This window comes from Nostocoides sp. (genome assembly GCF_037045025.1).
GTDB lineage: Bacteria > Actinomycetota > Actinomycetes > Actinomycetales > Dermatophilaceae > Nostocoides_A.
Genome location: NZ_JBAOHM010000011.1, coordinates 19,520 through 40,899, shown reverse-complemented (window position 1 = coordinate 40,899; position 21,380 = coordinate 19,520). Strand labels below are relative to the sequence as shown.

Below are 21,380 nucleotides of genomic sequence, written 5' to 3'. Positions count from 1 at the left end.
ATGCTGTCGGTTTCAGGCGCGGCGCGGTGGTCAGAGTGTGACCGGGAAGAAGTAGCACTGGGCGAGCATGGCCAGCGCAAAGAGCATGGCCATGACCACCCAAAACCAGGGCGGAAAGCCGGTCGTCCGTTTCTTCTTGGTTGGCTTAGGTTTGGGCATCGGCGTCTGGCAGCGCCAGCAGACATCCTTGTCGTCTGGATTCCAGGTGTTGCAGTTTGGGCAATTCATGGCGTCGTCCTGAGCCGAAAATGCTTCAACGCAAAGGCGCAAGGCGCAAGCGACGCAAAGCGATTTTCATAGGCGATTGTGGCCCCGGAAGGGCATAAAGGCTGATAGCACTTACGCCGGCTGAGCTTGTCGAAGCCGGCCTCGACAAGCTCAGCCGGCGTAAGTCCTGGCTAATTTGAATGCAATGAAGGCATGGTAGCAGAGAAGTTCAGCCGCGCAAAACCGGCGCATTTACGGCGCGGCCATCGCCGGCGCATTCTCCTCCAGGCTGCGCAGGAACGCGGTGATGGCGGCAATGTCCGCCTCGCTCAGGTAGCCGCCCCAGGCCGGCATCGTCGTGCCGGGCACGCCGCCAGCGATGATCTGCTGGATGGCGGCGTCCTCGGTCTGGCTCAAGAAAGTCTGGTTGTTGAGCGCGGGCGCCAACGGCGTGCCGTAGCCGCTCGCCGCCGTGACACTGCGTGCAAAGCAGGCCGTAAAGCTGGCTGCCCGCGGCGATTGCCTCAGGACTCATGTCCAGCGGCGCTGCCTCGACCACCGGCATCGTCAGGCCGGCGGCGCCAATTTCTGGCCAGCGGCGCACCAACATCGTCACGGCGGCAATGTCGTCGGGCGTGAGCGCGCGCTCCCAGCCGGCCATGAGCGTGCCCGGCGACACCTTGCGCCACGATGCGCGTGATATCGGCGTCGGTCAGGCGAGCCGCGCAGTTCGTCGCTGTTGAGCGCCGGCGCCAGCGTCGTCCCTTCACCGTTGGCGCCGTGACAGGCCACGCAGTTGGCCGCGTAGATCTGTAGCCCGCTGGCCAGGATATCGCCCTCGGGCAGCGCGGCCACCTGGGTCAGCATCGCATCGTCGAGCGTGGCGGCCGGCATCGGCGGCGGCGTCAGGCCGAGGGCGTCGACGCGCGTCGCCACCACATCCCACGGCGCGTCCTGGATCATGGCGACCAGGCTGCGCACCTGCATGTTGGTCAGGATGCCGCCCTCATCCACGCCGTAGGCTGCCATCGCCGTGTTGTAGCGGCCGCGCTCGATGGTGTGCAGCAGCGTTTCTGCATCCATCTCGCGGCACGCCGTCATTATCGAGCGGTGGGTATGCGCCCATCCCTTCACCGGTCGCGCCGTGACAGACGACGCAGTTGGTGGCGTACAGTTCGACGCCTTCGGCGACCGCGTCCGTGCGAATGTCGGTGGCGGCCTGCGGCCTGGCGCGCCGGCTCACGCAAAATGGCGATGGCCAGCGCGGCGACGATCAGCATGATGCCCAGCAAACCCAGCAGCGATTGTCTCTGTGTCATGGCAGCCTCCCTTAGGCGTAGACCAGGTCGTCGGTTGACGTGTGGTCGCGTTGAATGGCGTTGCCGGTGTCCACCAGCACGACGCCATCCACGATGGTGACGGCGAAGCGGTCGAGCGGGCGGGGCGCCGGCGCATTGATCAGCTCGCCGTCGCGCTCGAAGGCCGAAGCGTGGCAGGGACAGACAAACTGTCCCGTCCGCCGGCTCCCAGGGCACGGCGCAGCCCAGGTGCGTGCATTTGCGATAGAGCGCCACAAAGCCGCCGTCATCCTCCCGCACCAGGTAGAAACGCCCGGCTGTGAAGGGCGTCACGCTGCCCGGCGGGAACTCATCCACCGCACCGGCAGTGAAGACGCCGCCGAATTCGCCCGCCGATCGTGCGCGGGGAGAGGAAGCATGTAGGACGACGGCGCCGGCTTCGGCCACCGCGGCCACGCCGAGGACGCCCCAGGTCAGCTTGAGAAAATTGCGACGCGACGTAACCGCACTCATCAGCAGCACCTCCCACGGCCACATCAGGGCCATGCCTTCGCCGCGGAAGGCGACGCCGATCACCGTCAACACCATGAAGCCCACCACCAGCAGGACAAAGAGACTCTGGCGCGTCTCGCACGCGGTGGCGCGGAACAGCGCGCCGCAGTAGTTCGTAGATGGCCACCAACCCCAGCAGCAGGGCAGCCAGCGGCACCCAGCCGTTCGAGATGATCGTCGGCAGGCTGGGCAGCAGCGCCGGCAGGTCGAGCCAGTATTCGTCGAGCAGCACCAGCGCGGGCGTCAGGATCAGCGCCAGCACCGCGGCCACCACGGCCATCACCCGGCCGCGCCGGGAGCGGAACCAGATGCCCTCGGCAGAAAGGTCGAAGCGCTGGTAGGGGATGAGCGCCAGCGCCACCAGAGCCAGGGCCGGGATGACGATGGCGCCAAAGGTCGGATGAAAGTGGAGCAGCAGTTCCTGCAAGCCCATAAAGTACCATGCCGCTTTGGCCGGGTTGGGGCTGTGATCGGGGTTGGCCGCGCCCTCCAGCGGGGCATTGACCCACACCGACCACATCAGGATCAGCCCGGTCATCACCAGCGCAAAGACGAACTCGATGGAGACCAGGTGCGGCAGCGTCGTCACTTTGACGTTGGGTTCGGGCAGCGTACCGTCCACGTTGTGCGGGATCGTCAGCGTGTCTTTGCGCACGCGCCAGATGTGGAAGGAGACGATGCCGATCAGCGTCAGCGGCAGGATCGCCACATGCAGCCCGTAGAAGTTGGTCAGCGTGGCGCCGCTCACCTCCGGCCCGCCCAGCAGGAAGTTGCGCAGCGGCTCGCCGATCAGCGGCAGATAGCTTAACAGGCTGGAGCCGACCGTCACCGCCCAGTAGGCCAGTTGGTCCCAGGGCAGCAGGTAGCCGGTGAAGTTTTCCGCCACTACCAGCAGCAGCATCGCCACACCCAGCACCCAGTTGAACTCACGCGGGGTGCGAAAGCCGCCGGTGAAGAAGACCCGCAGCAGGTGCAGAAAGGTCACGATCAGGAGCAGGTTGCCGCTCCAGTGGTGCACGTTGCGGATCAACTGGCCGAACCAGACCTGGCTTTGCAGCGTCAACATGTCGCTGTACGCCTGGTCGGGCGAGGGGGTGTAGGCGAACATCAGCAGCACCCCCGTGCCGGCCAGCAGCATGATCAACAGCAGCGCCAGCCCGCCCAGGCCCCAGGTGTAGGTGAAGCGCAGCGTGGGTTTGGCCACCTTCGCCGGGTGCAGATGCAGCACCAGGTTGTTCATCACCAGCTTCATGCGCTCCCGGTCGTCGGTCGGCGGCAGTGAATCGCGCTGGATCGACTCCCACACACGCTGCGGCAATGGTTCGGGGCGTGGATCAAGATCGCTGCTCATCGGTTACTCCTCTGTCGGTTGAACATCGCATTCTCAGAAATACCTCACGCAAAGGCGCAAAGACGCTAAGAATACTTTTTCTTAGCGTCTTTGCGCCTTTGCGTGAGCCAATTGTTATCCATTGCTCGGCGCTGCGCTGCTGACCACCCTGGCGGCCGGGGCCACCCCAGAGCGGGCGACCGTTCGGGTCGCGCAGGAGGAGGCGTTCGCCCGTCGTCGTGTTCGTCACCTGGCCGGTCTGGAACTGTCCGTCCTGCCAGAAACCTTTGACCTCGACGGCGTCGCCCGCAGTGAACTGCACGGCCTGTTCCTGCCAGAAGCGAGCGTTGCCAAAGGTCAGCGCCAGCACCTCGCCGGCAGCGGTCTCGATGGTCAGGCCGTTGCGATTGACGGCAACCACCGTCGCCGCCAACGTCTCCCAATCTTCCGGCGCCACCTGCACCTGACCGGTTGCGCCGCCCTGCCCACCATGCGTGGCGCTGGCGTCTGTACCCGCAGCGCCGCTGCTGGCTCCGCCCGACCAGAGCGGCTGGCCCGTCGCAGAACGCAGCGCCAGCACGACGTCGTCAGGCTTGCTGACATTGCGCCGCGTGGTACTGTTCGCCGTTGAAGAAGCCGTCGATCGTGACCGTCTCGCCCGGCGCCAGCGTTCCCTGCGCCTGCCAGTAAAAGGACGGCCCGAGTTCCACGTAGATTTGCGCACCGTCGGCCAGCGCCAGCGTCAGCCCCGCGTCGCCGATTTCCACGATCGTGCCGGTATCCGACCAGGCTTCGCCGACACTGTCGACGGCCTGGTTCAGTTGTTGCTCGACCGGGGCGCCGGCGGCGCCAGTCTGCCCCTGCCCACGCTGCGCCTGGCCATTGCCGCTCATTGCGGCGGGCTGCGGCGTCGGGGTCGGCAGGTGTATGCCTGCGGCTGTCTGGCTGCCGGCTCGTCCGTCGCCGCCGCTCTGCCCTGTGCGTCAAGCACCGCCACAACGCCGGCGCCGATCAACGTTACCACCAACACCGCTATCATGATTTTCTGCCACATACGATTGCCTCCTCAGCGCGTTCAACGTGTTGCACTAGATGTCGACAGGATGACGGAGGGCTGTGAAGAAGCTGATGAAGAAACGATGGGGTCTTTTTGTGGAAATGGGATGAGTTGCGAGTTGCGAGGGGCGGTCGTGGTTTGTCAAGCATGGAGTAGAGCAGCGCTCCATCCTTGCAAATTCAGGAACGAAACTCCATAATTGCATCCATGTCCCACATCGATCTGCTCGACACACCCGGATTTCCGCCATCAAGCTGGACCAGTGCATCCACTGCGGCCTCTGTCTCTCCGCCTGCCCGACCTATGCCGTGAATCAACTGGAGATGGACAGCCCGCGCGGGCGCATTGCGCTGATGCGCGGCGCGGCCGACGGGCGCATCGGGCTGGAGGGCGCGTTTCAGGCGCACATCGACCTCTGCCTGGGCTGCCGCGCCTGCGAGACCGCCTGTCCATCGGGCGTGCAGTACGGCGCTGCTGCTCGAAACCGCCAAGGCTGCGCTGGCAGAGGAACGACCAACTGCTCGACGCAGAGACGCGGAGATGCAGAGATTCGCAGAGACAACGGAGCGAATCGCCCCTCGCCCCTCGCCCCGCGCATCTCCTCCGCACTTCAGCGCTTCGGCCTGCGCGCACTGATGCCAAGCCGCGACCGGCTGCGCTGGCTGGCGCGCGGGCTGTGGCTTTACCAACGCCTGGGGTTGAGCGCCGTGGCCGACGCGCGCTGCCAAGCTGCCCGCCGCCCTGACGCACGATGGAAGGGCATGGCGCCGCCGATCCGGCTCGATTATCCCGATTACAGCCGTCCGGCGTCAGCTTACCGGCAGCGCCGCGGCAAGGTGGCCTTCTTCACCGGCTGCGTGCAGGATGCCTTCCTGGCCAATGTCAACCGCGCCACGATCCGCGTCTTGCAGCACAATGGCTACGAGGTGCACTTCCCGTCCGGCCAGACCTGCTGCGACGCGGCCGCGCTCCACAGCGGCGACTTGGCGTTCACGCGTGACCTGGCGCGGCAGCAACGTCGATGCATTTGCCGGTGACGACTTCGTAGCTATCGTCAACAACGCGGGCGGCTGCGGCGCAACCCTCAACGAATACGCCCACGTGCTGGCCGACGACCCCGCCTATGCTGCGCGTGCCGCGGCCTTTGTGGACAAGGTGCAGCGATATCAGCGAATTTCTCTGCGACCACCTGCACAATCCGCCCACCGGCCGGGTGCAGGCGCGCGTCACCTACGTTGATTCATGTCATCTGCGCCACGGGCAGAAGGTCAGCAAGCAGCCGCGGGCGCTGCTGCGCGGCATTTCCGGCCTGGAACTCGTCGAGTTGAATCAGCCCGACATGTGCTGCGGCAGCGCGGGCATCTACAACCTGCTGCAGCCGGCGATGGCGAACGAAGTGCTCGACCGGAAGATGGCTGATGTGCGCGCCGCGGCGCCCGGCATCATCGTCACCGCCAACACCGGCTGCTACATGCAGATGGTCTACGGCGTCAAGCGCGCCGGCCTCAACGCCACGGTGATGCACGTGGTAGAACTTCTGGAGCGATCCTATGCAAATGCAAAATGAGTTTTTGCGCGACCTGCAGGCGCAGCTTGCCGCCGATCCGCAGGTGCGGGCCGCGTGGCTGGCCGGCAGCTTTGGCCGAGGCATTGCCGATCGCTATTCCGACATCGACCTGCATCTGCTGCTGCGCGATGTCGCCGCATTCCGCGCGGCGCGCGGGCATGGCTAGAATCGCTGCGTCCGCTGGTGCTCTACAAGGTGATCTTCGATGGGCAGATGATCAACGCCCTGACCGACGCCGGGTTGCGCATCGATGTGTGGCTGCACGATGAAGCCCAAACGCTCGATCCGGCCAAAGTCAAGGTGCTGACCGACCGGTCTGGGGAAATCCAGCTGGAAGCGACTCCAGAGACTATACAGGACAGCGCGCAGCTTGCCGCCGGTCTGCTCGCCCAGATCGAGGAATTCTGGCGCTGCATTGTGCTGCTGCCTACGGTCATCGGGCGGCGCGAGTTATTCGGTCTCCTTCTACGGCCTCAATGTGGAAGTCACCCTTGCCGCCGACATCCTGATGACGGGCTACGGTCGCCCGCGTGATCGTGGCGTCAAGGTGCTCAACGCCTATCTTGGCGACGAACGCCGCGACGAGATCGAAGCCGCGCTTCAGCTTCAGGGGCTGAACACCGCGAGTCTGGTCATGGCGCATTCGGCGCTGGCCGGCGTGATCCGCAAGCACGGCCGGATCCTCGCGGCGCGCCACGGCTTCGCCTATCCGCTGACGCTGGAAGAGGCGGTGCTGCGCTATGTCGCCCAGGAATTGCAGGAAATGGCCTGGGTACGGGCGCCGATGTTTGCCAAGGAGTGAGCTATGTCCGTTGCTCTGCTTGACCAGCTTTTCACCTCGCGCCAGCTTGTCACCGACCCCGCCGAACTGATCACCTTCGAGGTGGACGCCGGCTTCGACCGCGGCAAGCCCGACGCCGTCTTCTACCCAGAGTCCGCCGCCGACGTGAGCCAACTCGTGCAGTGGGCGCGCACCAAGGGCCTGCCTATCGTGGCGCGCGGCGCGGGAACCGGGCTGTCGGGCGGCGCCGTGCCCGAACGCGGCGGCGTGATCGTCGAGTTTGCGCGCATGAAGCAGATCGTCGAACTGAACACGACCGGGCGCAACGGCGTCGTGCAGACCGGCGTCGTCAACCTGACGCTGGACGCGGCGGCCAAAGCAGCTGGGCCTTCTACTATCCGCCCGACCCGTCGAGCGGGCGCTCGTCGCTGCTCGGCGGCAACATCGGCGAGAATGCCGGCGGGCCGCACTGCTTCAAGTACGGCGTCACCACCAACTACATCACCGGCGTCGAAGCCGTGCTGGCCGACGGCCGCGTCATCCGCACCGGCGGGCAGGCGTTCGACTACCCCGAACTCGACCTGACCGGGCTGATCGTCGGCAGCGAGGGCACGCTGGCGCTCGTCACCGAGGCGTCGATCCGGCTGATCCGCAACCCGCCGGCGGTCAAGACGATGATGGTCTCGTTTCGGTCCGACGAAGCCGCGGGCGCGGCGGTCTCCGCCATCATCGCCGCGGGGCTGGTGCCCGCCACGCTGGAGATGATGGACCGGACGGTCATGGGCATGATCGAGGCGTATGTGCCGGTGGGGCTGCCGGTGACCGCGCAGGCCGCGCTGATCGTGGAGGTGGACGGCTACCCTGCCAGCCTGGACAGCCAGGTCGCGGAGATCGCCGCCATCCTCACCGCGCACGGCGGCTACGACCTGCGCATCGCCCAGAGCGAGGAGGAGCGGCAGGGCATCTGGTACGGGCGCAAGAGTGCGGCGGGTGCGTTCTCGCGGCTGGCGCCGGCCTTCTACCTGGTCGATGTGACGGTGCCGCGCTCGCATCCTGGCGGCGACGCTGCGCGAGATCGGCGCAGGTGCTGGCGCGCTACGAACTGGAAACCGGCCACGTCTTTCACGCCGGCGACGGCAACCTGCATCCCTGCATTCTCTGCGACCCGAAGGACGCCGCGCAGATGGAACGCGTCTTCGCCGCCACGCACGAGATCGTCGCGATCTGCATCGCCAAAGACGGCAGCATCACCGGCGAGCACGGCGTCGGCATCGAGAAGCGCCAGCACATGCCGGCGATGTACAGCGCGCGCCGAACTGGCCGCCATGCGCGACGTCAAGCTGGCCTTCGACCCCGCCGGGCTGCTCAACCCCGGCAAGGTGCTGCCCGACGACCTGCCGCAACCGGTGTACGCTGCGCCGCGTCCTGCACCGACTGGCGATGCGATATTGGCGCCCGCGTTCTGCCGAGGAAGCTGCCGCGATCCTGGCCGGCTTGCACCGCCGAAGCAGCAGACGCGTGCGGATCGCCTCTCTGCACGACGAATCTGCACCGTCGCTGTGGCGCCGACCGCGCTGCTGCTTTCCACCCACGAATTGCCGCGGCGATCCACGACCTTTGCGCCCGACGACCTCTACGTCACCGTGGGCGCGGGGACGCCCTTCGCCGAACTGGCCGCTTTCCTCGCCGGGCACGGCTTCCAGGCGCCGCTCGCCGCGCCCTGGCCGGACGCCACCGTGGGCGGGCTGCTGGCGACCAACCTCAACGCGCCGCAGCGGATGCGCTACGGCGGCTGGCGCGACAACGTGCTGGCGGTGCAAGGCGGCGCTGCCCGACGGCCGCGTGATCCGCGCCGGGCGGCCCGTGGTCAAGAATGTGGCCGGCTACGACCTGGCTAAGCTCTTTGTGGGCGCACAAGGCAGCACTGGGCGTGATGACGGACGCTCACGCTCAAGCTGACGCCGCTGCCGCGCATGCGCCAGACGATCCACGTTGCCGTCGACGACGTGCTGCAAGGCATCCGCTGGGCGCAGGCGACCGCGCCGTGCTGGCTGATGGCGGCGGGCGTGGTCGTGGATCAGCGACGCGACCGGACGGCATCGCGCTGACGATCACGCTGGAAGGGCTGGCGGAGGATGTGCGCGCCGAGGCAGAGGAGATCACAGCCGCACTGCGCAAGGCCGGCGCCGCAGGTCATCGCGAAGGGCGAACGCACGGCCACGGCGTGCTGGTGCGACCATCTCGCCGCCGCGGGCGTCGGCGATCTGCTGGTGCGCGCCGGCGTGCCGCCGCAGCATCTGGCGCTCTACTGGCAGATGCTGCCGGAGGAGGTGCGCGGTCGACGGTGCGTGGTTTGTCGACGTGGCGTCCGGGCTGCTCTATCGTGCGCATGGCCGGTCGACGATCGTGGAGATGACGCAGCGGCGGGTGGAGCAGATGCGCCAGCCCGCGCTGGCCTTGCGCGGCTATGCGGTTGTGCTGGCTGCGCCGGACAGCGGTGCTGGGTGAGATCGACCGGTGGGGGTATCGGGCGGATGGCGCGAAAGTTGTGAATGCGATCAAGACAAGCTGGGATCCGGCGGGGGTGCTGATTGCCAGTTGAACTTTATGTTGATAGGCACAGCGCTCAAGCACCGTCGAGCAACGTTTATGGCAGCAACGGGGCTAACGGTTGCTGCGTTTGACCAATTGCTGCCTGCGTTCCAGAGCCCAGCTACAGAGTTGTACCTTCCACATCTGACAGCAAAGGGGCCTTTCGGAATTCATCGTCTGCGTTCACTTTGGCGCCAGCCCAGCAGAGGCAGCGCGTTCCAGCAGAAACGCCATTTCTGCGATCAGACCGCGGGTGAACAGAATGCTGCGCGTCTCAAGCGCGTCAGAGAGCATGAATCGCTGACGGCCATGCGCTGCCTCATTGCGTAGTATACGGATTGCGTCAAGATGGATCGGCACCTGCACCAACCACGCATCAATTCTGCCTGACTCGATCTTAAGATCCTTCAAGAAGCCATACACCGCATGCTTATCGCGCAGTTGCTGGACAGCAAAGAGCAACCCAAGCGATTTGCTGAAGTTGAGAGCATCCAGGCACTGGATCCACTTCTTGCCCTGATAGGGTGGCCCAAAATCCTCTGTTTGTGACTTGTCACGGAAAGGTGGCTTAACGAATACAATAGGCGAAGTACAATGTATCCGATCAAGATAGTTGGCCATCGGCGCCAGGAAACTGGCGGTCAGCAGGGTCTCGGTGATCTTGCCCCACTGGACTATCGGCATTCCGTACTCTGGTATCGAGTATTCAGAGAAAAGAACGCTCATTGTCTCAGCGACTACGAGTTGCTCCTGCACATGGGGCGGGAGCAGCGGCCAGATGCGGTGCAAGTCGATCTGGCATTTTCGGCTGAATGTCATTCAGCAGGGCTGTCTGCTTGCCAATGATCTGCAGAAAACTGCGTCGCTTACTGCCTCTGCGACCCGAGCACGCGATCTCATCGGCGTCCTGGCCTTCCTGTCCGGATGGCGGGATATGGGGCATCTGCAGATTCTGGAGCGCAGTGGTCAGCGTCTCGCCCAGATTGTTTACCAGCCCGTAGACAGTGTCGATCTTTCCTACAAGTCGGTCTATGGAGGCCGGTAGACGCTCGACACTCCGCAAGACTTCAGATCGCGCATGGTCTCGTTCTGCCAATCCTGCGGATGAGCAGGTCTCTCTGTGTCTGCCCTGGCAATGTGCGAAGGAGCCTCACGGATTCATCTGACTTGCCCTGCTCTTCCTTTGCTGTTGCTAGATCAAGAATCAAATCGGATTCAACCGGCATTTCGCGATAGGCCAGGCTCAAATAGCGTTCCGCCTTGTCCCACTCTCGTCTGTGGAGATAGCAGCGACCGAGATACCAATTCAAGTCTTGCCCGCCCCGCGACTGCGTCAGGTCGAGCCAACCCGACGATTCCAATTGACAAGATTATGTCGGCTGTTTCAGATACTTCTCGACCAAGAATGGATGATCTATAGAGAAAATTCTCGGTCTCATCAGGATAGTAGTCTGGGGACGTCGTAGGCGGTTACACGTCGCCAATGCGAGTGTCTGCCAGTTTCAACATGCAGTTCTCAACATTTCGGCAAACCTGCGCAATTCAATCAGCCCCTGAGCCGGGTCTCCGCCATACACGACGTGGATTGATGCTCAGACAAGTTGTGCTTGACAGCATTGCGCCTGAAATACATATCTCCGCTGCTCGACGTTAGCACCCATTGCGAATGCCCACCTGGCCTGCTCATATGCACTCTTGGCGCTATCTTGTGCACTACCATTTGCCTGAACATAAACCCATGCAATCTCCCCATTCCATAATAGAGCAAAGGGAGCCGAAACCTATCAGTTGCTACCTGCGGCAGCATCTGTTTCAGTAACTTTGACCATGCAGGCGGCTCAAATGGGTAGAGGTAAAACCAGGAACCCTGCAATACTTGTTCCAAACTGTCACCGTTGATGAAACAGTTGCCAGTGCCGGCGCGCCGCTTCGTATTCGGCAGTTTCTAAAAGTATTGATTCTGCTCGGATGTTTCTGGATCAATTCTCAGAGAAAATGCTGTCTCGCTCACGTCTGGCTGCTATCCCAGTAGAGGTATGCGAGCATAAAATGTGCTTCAACACGCTCCGAGTCCAGCTCCAGCACACGTTCATACGTGTCCTCTCAATCAATCTCGAAGTGACGGGTGGTCGTCAGCATAGCCCTTCGTGATCGCCCAGCTGATAGAATTGCAGCGCCCAGCCCTTCCAAAACCAGAACGCGCAGTCGTCAGGGTACGCATGCGATTACCTGTTCGAGCACTCGCCAGTCAGATAGGCGTATTCATCCGAGGCGCTAGTGGGGTAACGGCGTCACGACTGCATGCATGAAGGAAGACTGGGAGCAGCCGGATCTGGGCAACGTTGTCGAAGTCGTCCACCAGGCAGGTTGTCGTAGTCGTCGCTCCCCATGGTTGGTGGCTCTCATACGGAATCATCGGCGAAAACTGCACAGATCATGGTGTCAATTTGGCTTCGCAGTGTAGCATCTGCAGTCGGCTCGCGCCAACTTGCCTCTGTCACAATAGCTCGACGCATCTCCAGCGTGGCCATACGCTGTTGTGCTCTCAACCTCAGTTGTGCTATAACATGCATGAACAGTTATGTGCACATATCGTGAGAACCCCGAGGCACGGATGAGCGAGTACGAATTTTGGTGGGATGACAATAATATTGCGCATGTTGCCGATCATGGCGTTCAACCCCATGAAGTAGAGGAAGTAGTCATCAATCGCTCCGTGGATCAAGCGCACCAGCGACGGCAAATATCTGGCATATGGGCAGACGAATGCAGGAAGGTTTCTGCTGGTTGTCCTTGCCCCAAAAGCATACAACCGCATGCGCCCCGTGACAGCACGAGATATGACGGTCGCGGAAAAGCGCCGCTTTCGGCAACGTTGACAGTGTTCCGAGACAAACAATAATGCCAACCCTACCTACATTTTCAACTGACGAAGAACTTGCGGCTTGGATCGACACCAACGATACAGCGCCTTACCTGGATGAGCTGGAAGACGTCGAGGAACCCTTCACCGTAAAGCGGACACAGTTTGCTTCGCTTCCCCTGGACGTGTGCCTGCGCGCCGACCTTTACGCCGCGCTCGAAGTAGCAGGCTCGACGTCACGGCGTTCCCTATCAGGTCCTTGTCCAGGCCTGGCTGCGCGAGAAACTGCTGCAAGAGACGCCGGACCTGGCGCTCCGCAGCTAGATCGCCACACCTGCTCCCCCCGGATGCTTCGTAGGCGAGGTTGCCTGCGCGCACCTGTGGTACAATCGCCTCTATGCGCATCGTCACCTACAACATCCGCGGCTGGCGCACGCTGAACGGCACGCCGAACTTGCACGGACTCACTGATACACTGCGCTGCCTCGGTGGCGACGTGGTCGGTCTCAACGAAGTCTTCTACCCGCGTGCCGTCGCCGGGGAGAGCCGCCCCGCGCTGACCGTGCTCGCGGCGAACCTGGGCATGCACTACGTTTTCGGCCCCTGTCTGCGGTGGCCGGCACAGGACGACATGCCCGCCACCGCCTACGGCAACGCCATCCTCAGCCGCTGGCCTATCATCGCCAGTGCGGCCCATCACCTGACCTCGAAAGAAGAAGATACCCAGGGTCTGCTCTTGCAGCGCGCAACAGCGCGGACTGCTGGAAGCGCGCATCCTGCTGCCGGACGGCAAGACTTTCACCGTCTACCAGACCCACCTGGACCACCACGGCGAGACGACCCGCGCCATCCAATTGCGCATCGCCCGCACCTGGCTGGTGCGCGACCGCAACCGGCCTCATCTGGTTATGGGCGATTTCAACACCGTCAGCCCGTGGGACTTTGCCGCCAACCCGTCGGTGCTGGCGGAGATCGCCGCCGTCGACCACGGGCCGCGGCTCTGCGCAATCGAGGAGTTGCAGGCGGTGCCGCAGATGGAGAAGGCCGGCTACGTGGACCTCTACCGGCGTTTCGGCGCGCCGCAGGCGCGCACCTTCCTGCCCTCGCCGCAGCCGCTGCGCGTCGACTTTATCTTTGCCAGCCAGGCGCTGGTACCCAACGTGACCGCCTGCGCCATCTGGCCGGACGCCGACGGCGTCTCCGACCACCGCCCGGTCTACGCCGATCTGACCTTACCATGAACGCCGCACCCGACCTCTTCGACCAGGCCAACGCTGAACGGATGGAGCAGGATGCGCCGCTGGCTGCACGCATGCGCCCGCGCACTCTGGCCGAGTACATCGGCCAGGAGCACATCGTCGGCCCTGGGCGGCTGCTGCGCCGCGCCATCGAGGCCGACCAGCTGGGCAGCCTGATCTTCTATGGCCCACCGGGCACGGGCAAGACGACACTGGCGCGGGTCATCGCCAACACCACCCGCGCCCACTTCATCGCGCTCAACGCGGTGCTCTCCGGCGTCAAGGAGATTCGCGAGGCCGTGGCCGAGGCGCAGGAACGCGCCCGCCTCTACCGCCAACGCACCATCCTCTTTGTCGACGAGGTACATCGCTTTAACAAGGCGCAGCAGGACGCGCTGCTGCCCTGGGTGGAGAACGGCACGGTCATCTTTATCGGCGCCACCACCGAGAACCCCTACTTCGAGGTCAACAAGGCGCTCGTCAGCCGCAGCCGCATCTTCCAACTCACACCGCTGACCGCAGGATCACCTGCGCCAGATCGTGCACCAGGCGCTGGCCGACCCGCAGCGCGGCTACGGCGACCGCGCCGTCACCCTCGACGACGACGCGCTCGACCACCTGGTGGAAGTCGCCAACGGCGACGCGCGGGCGGTCTTGAATGCGCTGGAACTGGCGGTGGAGACGACGGCGGGACGGAGATTGGAGACTGGAGATCGGAGATTGAAGCGGGCGCCGCTGATGCCAGTCACGCAATCGCTCAATCTCCTCAACTCCACATCACGCTCGCCGTCGCCGAAGAATCGATCCAGCGCCGCGCCGTGCTCTACGACAAAGAGGGCGACTATCACTTCGACACGATCAGCGCCTTCATCAAGAGCTTGCGCGGCAGCGACCCTGACGCCGCGATGTACTGGATGGCCAAGATGGTCTATGCCGGCGAGGCGCCGCGCTTCATCTTCCGCCGCATGTTGATCTTTGCCGGCGAGGATGTGGGCATGGCCGACCCCAACGCCATCCAGGTGGTCAACGCCTGCGCCCAGGCCTTCGAGCAGGTGGGCATGCCCGAAGGGCGCTTTCACCTGGCTACGGCTGCGCTCTATCTGGCCACGGCCAAGAAATCCAACACCGCCTTCGCCTTTTTCGATGCGCTGGAGCAGGTCAGCCGAGGAAGGCGACAGCGGCGTGCCCAACCACCTCAAGGATGGCAACCGCGACAGCGAAGGCTTTGGCCACGGCGAAGGCTATCTCTATCCCCACGCCTACCGCGACCACTGGGTCGCCCAGCAGTATCTGCCCACGTCGCTGCAAGGGCAAGGTCTTTTACCAGCCCTCCGACCAGGGCTACGAGGCGCAGATTCGCACCGAGGTGGCGCGGCGCCGCGAGGCGCAGTTGGCCGCCATGCTGGAGAGTGACGACGAGCACGGCGACGTCCTCACCTTCTCGCCCGACGACCCGGTGCGCGAGCGCTGGCTCCAGCGCACCATCTCCGGCGCGGGCGAGCGGCTGGGCGACCTGCGCGACCGCATCTTCGCCGCCGCGCGACCTGGCGCGGCACAGCGTCGTGCTCGATCTCAAGGCCGGGTCCGGGCCTGCTCACCTGGGAGGCGCTGCGCCGCGTGCCGGAAGGCGGCGTCTATGCCCTGGCGCGCAGCCGCCGCGATGCCGACGCTCTGCGCCAGACAGCGGACAAACTGCCCGCCGTCGAACGCCCCACCGTGATGGAAGGCAGCCTCGACGAACTGCCGCTGCTGCTGAAACTGGCCGGGGGAAGTTGGTATGCTTCGATCGCTCACGCTCACGGTTCGGAGACCGCCCCACACCTCACTTTCGACGCCATTGTCGGCTACAACGCCCTGCTCGACAGCGCGGACAAAGCGGCGGTTGTGGCGCTGCTGGCCGCGCTGCTGGCGCCACAGGGCGTTCTCGTCCTGGCAGAGCGCGTGCCACGCTACACGCAGCGGCTGCACGGGCTGGTTGACCTGGCCGGGCTGGGTGCAGGAGCTGGCGCAGCGCGTGGTCGCGGCCGAGGAGGCGATCTACATCGCCGCCGCCGACCCGCTGGTCAACTGGGACGAGGAGACGCTGCGCGCCGCCTGTGCCGCGGCGGGTCTCACGGCTACCGTCACCGTCGAGAACGAGACGACGCCAACGCCGATCACGCCCGCAATGCTGGTGCGCTGGTTCACACCCGCCGGCGCCGACCGCCCCAGCTACGCCGACCACCTGGGCCGGCTGTTGGCGCCCGCCGAAGTGGCCCAAGTGCGTGACCTCTTCCACCGACAGATTGCAGGGCAGCAAGTTGCCTGGGCCAGCCGCACACTCCTGCTCACCGGCCGGCGCCCTTGAGTTGGCCACCTTGATTGGGGTTTCCGCAAGAGTGGTGTAGGATTGCATGCATCATTTAGTTAAAAGTGCAAGCACTTTCTGTGGCGGCATGGGCGTATCTGGGGGTTTGTAGAGGGCGCATGATACAGGGAATCATTGAGTACATTATGCTCGTCTTCACGGCGATCGGTTATGCGCTGCGCCTCGACGAGCGCGTCTATGCCGCCGCCGTGATCCACCCGCGTGGCGTAGAGATTATCATGGGAATTGTGTTCCTGGCCGGCGTCTCTATGTTTCTGGGCCAGAGCGTCATCCTCTTTGTGAATCGGGTGCGCCGCGGGCGCTTTTTCTTCAGTTTGCTGACGAATGGCGTTGTCTTCCTGGTCAGTTATTTGATCTGGGGCCTCGCCATCGCCTTTATCGGCTGGCTGATGTTTGACGTCGAAGCGAAGGATCTCATCATTGTGGCGGCGCTGATCGGCCTGAGCACGGCGCCGTTGGTCTTCGGTTTTCTGATCCTGATCCCTTATACAGGACCGGCGATCGGCAAGCTGCTCAACGTCTGGCAGTTGCTGATCATGATCACGGTCGTGGAGTTCACTTTGCGCGTCGGCCTCTTTGCGGCGATCGCTTGCGTCGGCTTGAGTTGGCTGCTCATGCTGCTCCTGACGAACACGATCGGCAGGCCGGTCGTGCGGCTGCGCAACGCGCTTTACCGGAAGGTGACCGGCTCCGATCTCGAATCGACCACGCAGGACATTCTGCTCGAATTCAGCGGCGGGCAGGGTTTGGCCGACCAAGCGCCAGAGGGAGGCCAGGCATGATCATCACGTTGCTCTTTGGCGTTTTCGCCCTGATCATTGTCGCCGCCGCGCTGGCGCCGCTCGAATCTCTGGGCTGGTGGGCATGGAGCGGCAGCAAACCAGCCGATCCCGATAGCCTGGAGGCCCTGGCCGAAGCGCAGGGCGTCGAGGAACCCAACAAGGATTTCTACCTGGTTTATCTATCCGGCATCGGCGCGATTTCCGGCACGTCGATTCCCGACGAGGAGTACCCGTTCATTCACGGGCTGGAAGAGCGGCTGACCAACTGCGAAGTGATCAGCGACATCTATCCCTACTCCGTCACCAACAACGGGCTGACCGGCCAGCGCGCCTTTGCTGGCCTGTGGCGCCAGGTGGAAAAGCTGCGGCTCAAAAATCCGAACAGCGCCCTGGCCATGATCGTCAACGTGCGCAACATCTTCCAACTCTTCGTGTCAGCCGACCGACGCTACGGCCCGATCTACAATCTGGGCATCGCCGGCGAGATCATGCGTGGCCTGATTCGCCACGGTTATCGACCAATCAAACGCAAGCCGGTGGTGCTGCTGGGTTGGAGCGGCGGCGGCCAGATTGCGATTGGCTCCGCAGCCTTCCTCGCGCCCATGGTCGGTGATGTCTACGAGATTTCGGTCGGCGGGATGCTCTCCGATGACCCCGGTTTTTACAATGTCAAACATCTCTGGCATCTATATGGTGAAAAGGACAAATTGCAGGCGCTGGGGCACTTGCTATTCGCCGGACGCTGGCAGATCAAGCCGCAGTCGCCGTGGAACCGCGCCATGCGCGCGGGCAAGATCGACCTGATCCCACTCGGCCCGGTCAATCATAACGGCAAGGGCAACTATTTCGACATGGAAACCAAACTGCCCGACGATGCTCAGGATCGCACCTATGGCGAAAAAACACTGGAGACGATCCAGCAAGTGCTGACCGAAGCTGGGCTGTTGAAGGTAACGCCAGTTATCCCTGTTCTTCCATCCACGGTTTGACCCGTGGCCAGGCATGCAGGGCAAAGGCGGCCATTGCCGCAGCCTGAAGCACGCGCCCCGTTGCCAGCATCCCTGCTGGCGCCGCCAGCCAACTCGCCAACACAACCAACCAGATCCCCGCATTGAGCAACACGAATGCCAGCCACGCCGGACGCACGTCGCCACGCTGCGTCTGCCAGCGCGGCAGAATCCAGAACGCCACGCCAAACGCCAACTGCACGGTCCAGCCAAAGAGCAGAAACTCGATGTGCGCGGGCAGCAGCCGCCAGGTCAGCGGATGCTAGCGGGACGCCCTTGTTGGCCAGCAGCAGTGCGCCAAAGGTGAAGCCGAGGGCCAGATAGCAGCAGCGGCGGTGCGCACAAACCAGACGCTTAGCCGCGGCATGCTCATTTCTCCTTGACGCGCGGCCAGGTGTTGGCCACAAAGGCCATCCCGGCCAGCCACTGGAGCAGCGCCGCCAGCCACGATCAGCCAACCCCAGCCAGGCCATGCAGCTCACTGTCTGTGCCGGTTCGGCCACGCACGCGCAGCAGCAGGCCGACGTTGAGCAGCCAGATAGGTGGCCAACGCCAGCGCATCATAGCCGCGTGGCTGTGTCGCTGGCTCCACTTGGGGAACATCCAGTAGGCGACGCCCGACGATCAACTGCGTCACCCAGCCGACCATGAATAGATGAAAATAGACAGGCATCAAACCGCCCACCACCGCCGGCAGCGTCACTGCCGGCCGCAGCGCCAGCAGCACCCCGGCCAGCAAGGCGGCCACCAGGTAGAGCAGGCTACTTCTGACAAAGAGGCGTGTGATCGGCGGCATAGGTTCAACGGGATGCTGCCCGCGGGCGCAGCGAGGTCACTGTGATGACAAGAAAGGCGAGCAGCACAATGGCATTGAGCAGCCCGCCCCACAGCCGCCCCGGCCACCACCCGGCCAGGTCGCCCGTGACGCGCAGCAGCAGCGACAGGTGGAGCAGCACCAACGGTGCATAGAAGCGGTTCGAGTAAACCATCGGGATGCCCAGCACTGCCGGGAAGACGATGGGGGCGTGGGCCAGGATCATGGCGAAGACAAAGCCGAGAAAGATGCTGTGCAGCGCCGCGTCATAGTAGGGGCCGGCCATCTGGCCGGGATGCCAGAGAAAGAGCGCGCCGCCGATGCCCAGCCAGACATAGCCCGAAAGCAGCGCCGCGGCCATGAAGCGCGCCTGGCCGCCCGCCTTGAGCCGACGGCGGGCGATGTCGTAGGCACCAAGCCACACTGCGATGCCGATCAGCGCCACCCCAACCCCCAGCGTACCCGCCGCGTAGTTGACCAGGCCCAGGCCGATGCCGCCGCAAAGCAGCAGCGCAGCAGCCATAAAGACGCGTTGCACCGTGGGCGTCAGCTTGAGCATGCGGCTCAACTCCAGCCGTTCGCCGGCGATGGTCAGCACGAGAAAGCCGATCCACCAGAGCGCCACGACGTACAGGGGCCAGCCCAGCCACCAGAGCAAGTTGCCAATCACCCAGGCGCCGCCGCCCACGGCCATCGTCACCGTGTAGTTGGCCGGATGCAGCCGCGCCAGGCCGACCAACACGAGCGTCACGATGGCGCTCCCCAACGTCACCAGCAGCGGGCCAGCATTGCCGGGCATACCCAGCAGCGCCAGCAACACACCGAAGGCCACCAACGCCGGCCCCAGGTACGCCCAGTGCTTGCCCGTGCCCACCGCCCGCTCGACGCCGATCAACGTGCCGAGGAAGCCGCAAGCCATGAGTGGGCCATGCAGCATGGGCAACACTGGGGCGAGCGGTGGCCACGGCCAGCCCAGCCGCACCAGCCCAGCCCACATCCCCAGCAGCAGCCCTGCCACCGCTGCTATCAGCAGCGCAGCGCGCAACAGGCGCATGCGTGGGGTGATTGAAGTCGTGATGTTCATGGCGGCTCGCGATTTGACAGGTGATGGGGTGACAGGTGATGCATCACCCATCACCTGTCACCTGTCAGTTCAACATGTAAAGCAGCAGCCGCAGTTCGGTCGTGGCAACGACGCTGTGTGGCAGGCGCGGGTCCATGCGCACCAGCGTGCCTGGTCCGGCGGCAATCTCGTCGCCATCCAGCCCGATGACGCCGCTGCCCGCCAGCACGTGGATCACCACCTCATGCGTCGAAGTGTGCTCGGACAACTCCTGTCCGGGCGCAAAGCCAAACCAGATGACCTTCAGCCCGGCGCCACTGTAGATCGTGCGGCTCACAATGCTGTCCGGTGCGATCTCCGTGGTCACTGCTGCCACATTGGGCAGCAACGTATACGCTTTCATTGGATTACCCTTCCCCACTCGTCATGCGTCACATGCTCACCGCCCCGGCGGGAAGACATGCACTTCATCGCCGGGGTGCAGGGCCAGTTCTGGCCCGCCGATAAAGCTCAGGTCCTTGCCGTTGAGCAGTACGCGCCACATCGGCTTGACGGCGTAGCGCCGTTCCGTCGTAAACCAGGGGGTGCCGTGGCTGTCCACGCGCTCGCCGCCGGCCCATTCCACATCGAAGACCTCGGCCCGCGCCTGCGGATAATAGTTGAAGAACTTGCGCAGGGCGTGCTGCACATCGGCGCCGTCGGCCACGTGCACCGGCAGGTCGTGGGCGCCCGTCACTGTGCGCATGCGCCCAAACATGACGAAGGGCACGGCAAAGTCGCCGGCGTCGAGCGCCTGCGCCGCCTGATAGCCCATCTGCATCAGGTGCAGGTGCATGGTGAGCACCTTGTTCCAGCCGGCCATCGCCAGCGGCGCCTGCGGATGGCCGGGCATCTCTTCCATGATGAAGCGGGCAAAGGATGGCGTTGACCAGGCTGATCGAACCGGTCACATAGACCGGCGGCACGTGCGTGCGCCGCGGGCCGTGCGCGGCGTGCAGTTTGCCGGCGCGGAAGAGATAGCGCGCCAGGTCGGTGCTGAAGTCCATGCCCAGCAGTCGCGCCAGCCAGATCGTGAAGAAGCGGCGCCGTTCGGCCAGGTGTGTCTGGTCGGCGCCATCTTCCCAGCCCAGGATCGCCGCGGTTTCCGGGTTGTGCAGCAGATAGTCGTAGGTGCCCACCACCAGTTCGTGGCCGCGGCGGAAGAGCGCCTCCACCGTGGTGAGCATGGCGCCGACTTCGGCATCGTTGAGCGCGACAAAGCCACGCATGCGCTGCCACTCCTCTTCAGGCAGCGGGTCCAGCCCGCCGATCTGCCAGGGCTGCGGCTTGCCATCGTCGTTGAAACCGGCAAACGGATCCATGATACACCTCACTTTCACACCATAGACCGCGGATGCAGCGGATTTACGCGGATTCTTTTTCTGATTTATCCGCGTAAATCCGCCTCATCCGCCAAATCTGCGGTCTAGCCAATCTCATCCCCACGCCAAGCGCTTTCGTATAGCGCGCCGATCAGCTTGCCGAGGTGGCGCGGGTAGACGCGGTCCTGGCAAGTGATGCGCAGCGTCCACGGCGCGTCGCCGTCATTATGCAGGCTGTGGGCAACGCCGGCCGGCACGAAGGCGCAGCGACCTGGCCCGCTCGTCACCGGGCGCCCCGCCACTTCGATGACGCCGCTGCCCTCCAACACGTCGAAGATCTCGTGCTTGTTCTCGTGGCTGTGGCGTTCGATGTGTCCACCGGGCGGCACCACGAGCATGTAAGCGTGAATCTCCTCGCCCTCGAACAGCCGCACCAACTGCGCTTCGCGCACTTGCGGATTGCGCAGACTATAGATGTTGAGTTGACCAGGTTGCAGCAT

Annotated in this window: 30 protein-coding genes and 7 pseudogenes; 20 read left to right on the top strand and 17 right to left on the bottom strand. The window is 64.0% G+C overall.

Features of this window, described 5'->3' with window-relative positions; translation table 11 throughout:
• Positions 1-30: 30 nt before the first annotated feature.
• The 8 genes from V9G19_RS11045 to V9G19_RS11010 all read right to left on the bottom strand — a co-directional run bounded on the left by V9G19_RS11045 (position 31) and on the right by V9G19_RS11010 (position 4,280).
• Positions 31-228 carry a hypothetical protein gene (locus V9G19_RS11045; RefSeq protein ID WP_462285503.1) on the bottom strand — a complete coding sequence of 66 codons (198 nt, stop codon included), beginning with the start codon at positions 226-228 and terminating at the stop codon, positions 31-33.
• Between the two features lie 231 nt (positions 229-459).
• Positions 460-654, bottom strand: a complete 195-nt coding sequence (locus V9G19_RS11040; protein ID WP_462285502.1) for a c-type cytochrome — start codon at positions 652-654, stop codon at positions 460-462.
• Between the two features lie 165 nt (positions 655-819).
• On the bottom strand, positions 820-1,290 hold the full coding sequence (locus V9G19_RS11035; protein ID WP_462285501.1) for a c-type cytochrome: 471 nt from the start codon (positions 1,288-1,290) through the stop codon (positions 820-822).
• Positions 1,214-1,450 carry a c-type cytochrome gene (locus V9G19_RS11030; protein ID WP_462285500.1) on the bottom strand — a complete coding sequence of 79 codons (237 nt, stop codon included), beginning with the start codon at positions 1,448-1,450 and terminating at the stop codon, positions 1,214-1,216. Before V9G19_RS11030 ends, V9G19_RS11035 begins: the two co-directional genes overlap by 77 nt.
• Positions 1,451-1,537: 87 nt before the next feature.
• Positions 1,538-1,795 carry a QcrA and Rieske domain-containing protein gene (locus V9G19_RS11025; protein ID WP_462285499.1) on the bottom strand — a complete coding sequence of 86 codons (258 nt, stop codon included), beginning with the start codon at positions 1,793-1,795 and terminating at the stop codon, positions 1,538-1,540.
• 59 nt (positions 1,796-1,854) lie between these two features.
• Complete coding sequence (locus V9G19_RS11020) at positions 1,855-3,408, bottom strand: cytochrome b N-terminal domain-containing protein (protein WP_462285498.1); 1,554 nt, start codon at positions 3,406-3,408, stop codon at positions 1,855-1,857.
• Positions 3,392-3,967 (bottom strand): hypothetical protein, encoded by a 576-nt coding sequence (locus tag V9G19_RS11015; protein ID WP_462285497.1) that lies wholly within the window; start codon positions 3,965-3,967, stop codon positions 3,392-3,394. The genes V9G19_RS11020 and V9G19_RS11015 overlap by 17 nt, the downstream gene beginning before the upstream one ends.
• Positions 3,968-3,974: 7 nt before the next feature.
• Complete coding sequence (locus V9G19_RS11010; protein ID WP_462285496.1) at positions 3,975-4,280, bottom strand: hypothetical protein; 306 nt, start codon at positions 4,278-4,280, stop codon at positions 3,975-3,977.
• A 331-nt stretch (positions 4,281-4,611) separates the two neighbouring features.
• Between V9G19_RS11010 and V9G19_RS11005 the strand changes: the two genes are divergently transcribed.
• The 11 genes and pseudogenes from V9G19_RS11005 to V9G19_RS10955 all read left to right on the top strand — a co-directional run bounded on the left by V9G19_RS11005 (position 4,612) and on the right by V9G19_RS10955 (position 9,300).
• Entirely contained in the window at positions 4,612-5,481 is an 870-nt protein-coding gene (locus V9G19_RS11005; RefSeq protein ID WP_462286221.1) for a 4Fe-4S dicluster domain-containing protein, read from the top strand.
• Positions 5,482-5,567: 86 nt separating this feature from the next.
• On the top strand, positions 5,568-6,011 hold the full coding sequence (locus V9G19_RS11000; RefSeq protein ID WP_462285495.1) for a (Fe-S)-binding protein: 444 nt from the start codon (positions 5,568-5,570) through the stop codon (positions 6,009-6,011).
• Positions 6,012-6,015: 4 nt separating this feature from the next.
• Positions 6,016-6,177 carry a nucleotidyltransferase domain-containing protein gene (locus V9G19_RS10995; RefSeq protein ID WP_462285494.1) on the top strand — a complete coding sequence of 54 codons (162 nt, stop codon included), beginning with the start codon at positions 6,016-6,018 and terminating at the stop codon, positions 6,175-6,177.
• Between the two features lie 47 nt (positions 6,178-6,224).
• The gene (locus V9G19_RS10990; protein WP_462285493.1) at positions 6,225-6,545 is read left to right on the top strand and encodes a hypothetical protein; all 321 of its coding nucleotides are present in this window, start codon (positions 6,225-6,227) and stop codon (positions 6,543-6,545) included.
• Entirely contained in the window at positions 6,490-6,813 is a 324-nt protein-coding gene (locus V9G19_RS10985) for a hypothetical protein (protein WP_462285492.1), read from the top strand. Before V9G19_RS10990 ends, V9G19_RS10985 begins: the two co-directional genes overlap by 56 nt.
• 3 nt (positions 6,814-6,816) lie before the next feature.
• Positions 6,817-7,167, top strand: a pseudogene (locus V9G19_RS10980) (FAD-binding oxidoreductase); the annotation flags it as partial.
• A 53-nt stretch (positions 7,168-7,220) separates the two neighbouring features.
• A pseudogene (locus V9G19_RS10975) lies at positions 7,221-7,832 on the top strand (FAD-binding oxidoreductase); the annotation flags it as partial.
• Between the two features lie 44 nt (positions 7,833-7,876).
• A pseudogene (locus tag V9G19_RS10970) lies at positions 7,877-8,044 on the top strand (FAD-linked oxidase C-terminal domain-containing protein); the annotation flags it as partial.
• 64 nt (positions 8,045-8,108) lie between these two features.
• Positions 8,109-8,690 (top strand): FAD-binding protein, encoded by a 582-nt coding sequence (locus tag V9G19_RS10965; protein ID WP_462286220.1) that lies wholly within the window; start codon positions 8,109-8,111, stop codon positions 8,688-8,690.
• A 75-nt stretch (positions 8,691-8,765) separates the two neighbouring features.
• Positions 8,766-8,900 carry a hypothetical protein gene (locus V9G19_RS10960; RefSeq protein ID WP_462285491.1) on the top strand — a complete coding sequence of 45 codons (135 nt, stop codon included), beginning with the start codon at positions 8,766-8,768 and terminating at the stop codon, positions 8,898-8,900.
• 253 nt (positions 8,901-9,153) lie between these two features.
• Positions 9,154-9,300: a hypothetical protein gene (locus V9G19_RS10955; protein WP_462285490.1), complete on the top strand. Its 147-nt coding sequence runs from the start codon at positions 9,154-9,156 to the stop codon at positions 9,298-9,300.
• A 267-nt stretch (positions 9,301-9,567) separates the two neighbouring features.
• Here V9G19_RS10955 and V9G19_RS10950 read toward each other — a convergent pair whose 3' ends face one another.
• Positions 9,568-10,110: a hypothetical protein gene (locus tag V9G19_RS10950; RefSeq protein ID WP_462285489.1), complete on the bottom strand. Its 543-nt coding sequence runs from the start codon at positions 10,108-10,110 to the stop codon at positions 9,568-9,570.
• Between the two features lie 52 nt (positions 10,111-10,162).
• On the opposite strand from V9G19_RS10950, the gene V9G19_RS10945 reads away from it, so the two are divergent.
• The 6 genes and pseudogenes from V9G19_RS10945 to V9G19_RS10920 all read left to right on the top strand — a co-directional run bounded on the left by V9G19_RS10945 (position 10,163) and on the right by V9G19_RS10920 (position 14,898).
• A complete protein-coding gene (locus V9G19_RS10945) occupies positions 10,163-10,429 on the top strand; it encodes a hypothetical protein (RefSeq protein ID WP_462285488.1) in 267 nt (88 codons plus the stop codon).
• Between the two features lie 2,537 nt (positions 10,430-12,966).
• Positions 12,967-13,488 carry an endonuclease/exonuclease/phosphatase family protein gene (locus tag V9G19_RS10940; RefSeq protein ID WP_462286219.1) on the top strand — a complete coding sequence of 174 codons (522 nt, stop codon included), beginning with the start codon at positions 12,967-12,969 and terminating at the stop codon, positions 13,486-13,488.
• A pseudogene (locus V9G19_RS10935) lies at positions 13,485-13,943 on the top strand (AAA family ATPase); the annotation flags it as partial. The gene V9G19_RS10940 and the pseudogene V9G19_RS10935, both read left to right, overlap by 4 nt.
• A gap of 82 nt (positions 13,944-14,025) precedes the next feature.
• Positions 14,026-14,178, top strand: a pseudogene (locus V9G19_RS10930) (replication-associated recombination protein A); the annotation flags it as partial.
• A gap of 125 nt (positions 14,179-14,303) precedes the next feature.
• Positions 14,304-14,600: pseudogene (locus V9G19_RS10925) on the top strand (AAA family ATPase); the annotation flags it as partial.
• A 28-nt stretch (positions 14,601-14,628) separates the two neighbouring features.
• A complete protein-coding gene (locus V9G19_RS10920) occupies positions 14,629-14,898 on the top strand; it encodes an AAA family ATPase (protein ID WP_462285487.1) in 270 nt (89 codons plus the stop codon).
• A 159-nt stretch (positions 14,899-15,057) separates the two neighbouring features.
• Here the strand turns inward: V9G19_RS10920 and V9G19_RS10915 are convergent, their stop codons facing one another.
• Complete coding sequence (locus V9G19_RS10915) at positions 15,058-15,453, bottom strand: hypothetical protein (RefSeq protein ID WP_462285486.1); 396 nt, start codon at positions 15,451-15,453, stop codon at positions 15,058-15,060.
• 7 nt (positions 15,454-15,460) lie between these two features.
• Here V9G19_RS10915 and V9G19_RS10910 point away from each other — a divergent pair, with 7 nt between their 5' ends.
• From V9G19_RS10910 to V9G19_RS10900, 3 genes are all read left to right on the top strand, one after another.
• Positions 15,461-15,832 (top strand): hypothetical protein, encoded by a 372-nt coding sequence (locus V9G19_RS10910; RefSeq protein ID WP_462285485.1) that lies wholly within the window; start codon positions 15,461-15,463, stop codon positions 15,830-15,832.
• A 146-nt stretch (positions 15,833-15,978) separates the two neighbouring features.
• Positions 15,979-16,635 (top strand): hypothetical protein, encoded by a 657-nt coding sequence (locus V9G19_RS10905; RefSeq protein ID WP_462285484.1) that lies wholly within the window; start codon positions 15,979-15,981, stop codon positions 16,633-16,635.
• A complete protein-coding gene (locus V9G19_RS10900; protein WP_462285483.1) occupies positions 16,632-17,624 on the top strand; it encodes a hypothetical protein in 993 nt (330 codons plus the stop codon). Before V9G19_RS10905 ends, V9G19_RS10900 begins: the two co-directional genes overlap by 4 nt.
• Here V9G19_RS10900 and V9G19_RS10895 read toward each other — a convergent pair.
• The 7 genes and pseudogenes from V9G19_RS10895 to V9G19_RS10865 all read right to left on the bottom strand — a co-directional run bounded on the left by V9G19_RS10895 (position 17,596) and on the right by V9G19_RS10865 (position 21,380).
• Positions 17,596-17,826: a hypothetical protein gene (locus V9G19_RS10895; protein WP_462285482.1), complete on the bottom strand. Its 231-nt coding sequence runs from the start codon at positions 17,824-17,826 to the stop codon at positions 17,596-17,598. The two genes, V9G19_RS10900 and V9G19_RS10895, sit on opposite strands and share 29 nt — an antisense overlap.
• A 294-nt stretch (positions 17,827-18,120) precedes the next feature.
• Complete coding sequence (locus tag V9G19_RS10890) at positions 18,121-18,438, bottom strand: hypothetical protein (RefSeq protein ID WP_462285481.1); 318 nt, start codon at positions 18,436-18,438, stop codon at positions 18,121-18,123.
• Positions 18,439-18,442: 4 nt separating this feature from the next.
• On the bottom strand, positions 18,443-19,540 hold the full coding sequence (locus V9G19_RS10885; protein ID WP_462285480.1) for a hypothetical protein: 1,098 nt from the start codon (positions 19,538-19,540) through the stop codon (positions 18,443-18,445).
• A gap of 64 nt (positions 19,541-19,604) precedes the next feature.
• The gene (locus V9G19_RS10880; RefSeq protein WP_462285479.1) at positions 19,605-19,886 is read right to left on the bottom strand and encodes a cupin domain-containing protein; all 282 of its coding nucleotides are present in this window, start codon (positions 19,884-19,886) and stop codon (positions 19,605-19,607) included.
• A 72-nt stretch (positions 19,887-19,958) separates the two neighbouring features.
• Positions 19,959-20,354: a MoaD/ThiS family protein gene (locus V9G19_RS10875; RefSeq protein WP_462286259.1), complete on the bottom strand. Its 396-nt coding sequence runs from the start codon at positions 20,352-20,354 to the stop codon at positions 19,959-19,961.
• Positions 20,355-20,487: 133 nt separating this feature from the next.
• Positions 20,488-20,745: pseudogene (locus V9G19_RS10870) on the bottom strand (globin family protein); the annotation flags it as partial.
• Positions 20,746-20,984: 239 nt separating this feature from the next.
• Positions 20,985-21,380 carry a cupin domain-containing protein gene (locus tag V9G19_RS10865; protein ID WP_462285478.1) on the bottom strand — a complete coding sequence of 132 codons (396 nt, stop codon included), beginning with the start codon at positions 21,378-21,380 and terminating at the stop codon, positions 20,985-20,987.

Excerpts from the sequence above, each read along its gene's own strand:
- V9G19_RS11035 (WP_462285501.1), bottom strand. The coding sequence starts at position 1,290 with ATGGATGCAGAAACGCTGCTGCACACCATCGAGCGCGGCCGCTACAAC.
- V9G19_RS10945 (WP_462285488.1), top strand. The coding sequence starts at position 10,163 with ATGCGGTGCAAGTCGATCTGGCATTTTCGGCTGAATGTCATTCAGCAG.
- V9G19_RS10990 (WP_462285493.1), top strand. The coding sequence starts at position 6,225 with ATGATCAACGCCCTGACCGACGCCGGGTTGCGCATCGATGTGTGGCTG.
- V9G19_RS10950 (WP_462285489.1), bottom strand. The coding sequence starts at position 10,110 with ATGAGCGTTCTTTTCTCTGAATACTCGATACCAGAGTACGGAATGCCG.
- V9G19_RS10900 (WP_462285483.1), top strand. The coding sequence starts at position 16,632 with ATGATCATCACGTTGCTCTTTGGCGTTTTCGCCCTGATCATTGTCGCC.
- V9G19_RS10875 (WP_462286259.1), bottom strand. The coding sequence starts at position 20,354 with ATGCACCTGCACCTGATGCAGATGGGCTATCAGGCGGCGCAGGCGCTC.
- V9G19_RS11010 (WP_462285496.1), bottom strand. The coding sequence starts at position 4,280 with ATGAGCGGCAATGGCCAGGCGCAGCGTGGGCAGGGGCAGACTGGCGCC.
- V9G19_RS11000 (WP_462285495.1), top strand. The coding sequence starts at position 5,568 with ATGCTGCGCGTGCCGCGGCCTTTGTGGACAAGGTGCAGCGATATCAGC.
- V9G19_RS10890 (WP_462285481.1), bottom strand. The coding sequence starts at position 18,438 with ATGCCGCCGATCACACGCCTCTTTGTCAGAAGTAGCCTGCTCTACCTG.
- V9G19_RS10885 (WP_462285480.1), bottom strand. The coding sequence starts at position 19,540 with ATGAACATCACGACTTCAATCACCCCACGCATGCGCCTGTTGCGCGCT.
- V9G19_RS11045 (WP_462285503.1), bottom strand. The coding sequence starts at position 228 with ATGAATTGCCCAAACTGCAACACCTGGAATCCAGACGACAAGGATGTC.
- V9G19_RS10920 (WP_462285487.1), top strand. The coding sequence starts at position 14,629 with ATGCGCTGGAGCAGGTCAGCCGAGGAAGGCGACAGCGGCGTGCCCAAC.
- V9G19_RS11025 (WP_462285499.1), bottom strand. The coding sequence starts at position 1,795 with ATGACGGCGGCTTTGTGGCGCTCTATCGCAAATGCACGCACCTGGGCT.
- V9G19_RS10905 (WP_462285484.1), top strand. The coding sequence starts at position 15,979 with ATGCTCGTCTTCACGGCGATCGGTTATGCGCTGCGCCTCGACGAGCGC.
- V9G19_RS11020 (WP_462285498.1), bottom strand. The coding sequence starts at position 3,408 with ATGAGCAGCGATCTTGATCCACGCCCCGAACCATTGCCGCAGCGTGTG.
- V9G19_RS10960 (WP_462285491.1), top strand. The coding sequence starts at position 8,766 with ATGCGCCAGACGATCCACGTTGCCGTCGACGACGTGCTGCAAGGCATC.
- V9G19_RS10865 (WP_462285478.1), bottom strand. The coding sequence starts at position 21,380 with ATGCTGCAACCTGGTCAACTCAACATCTATAGTCTGCGCAATCCGCAA.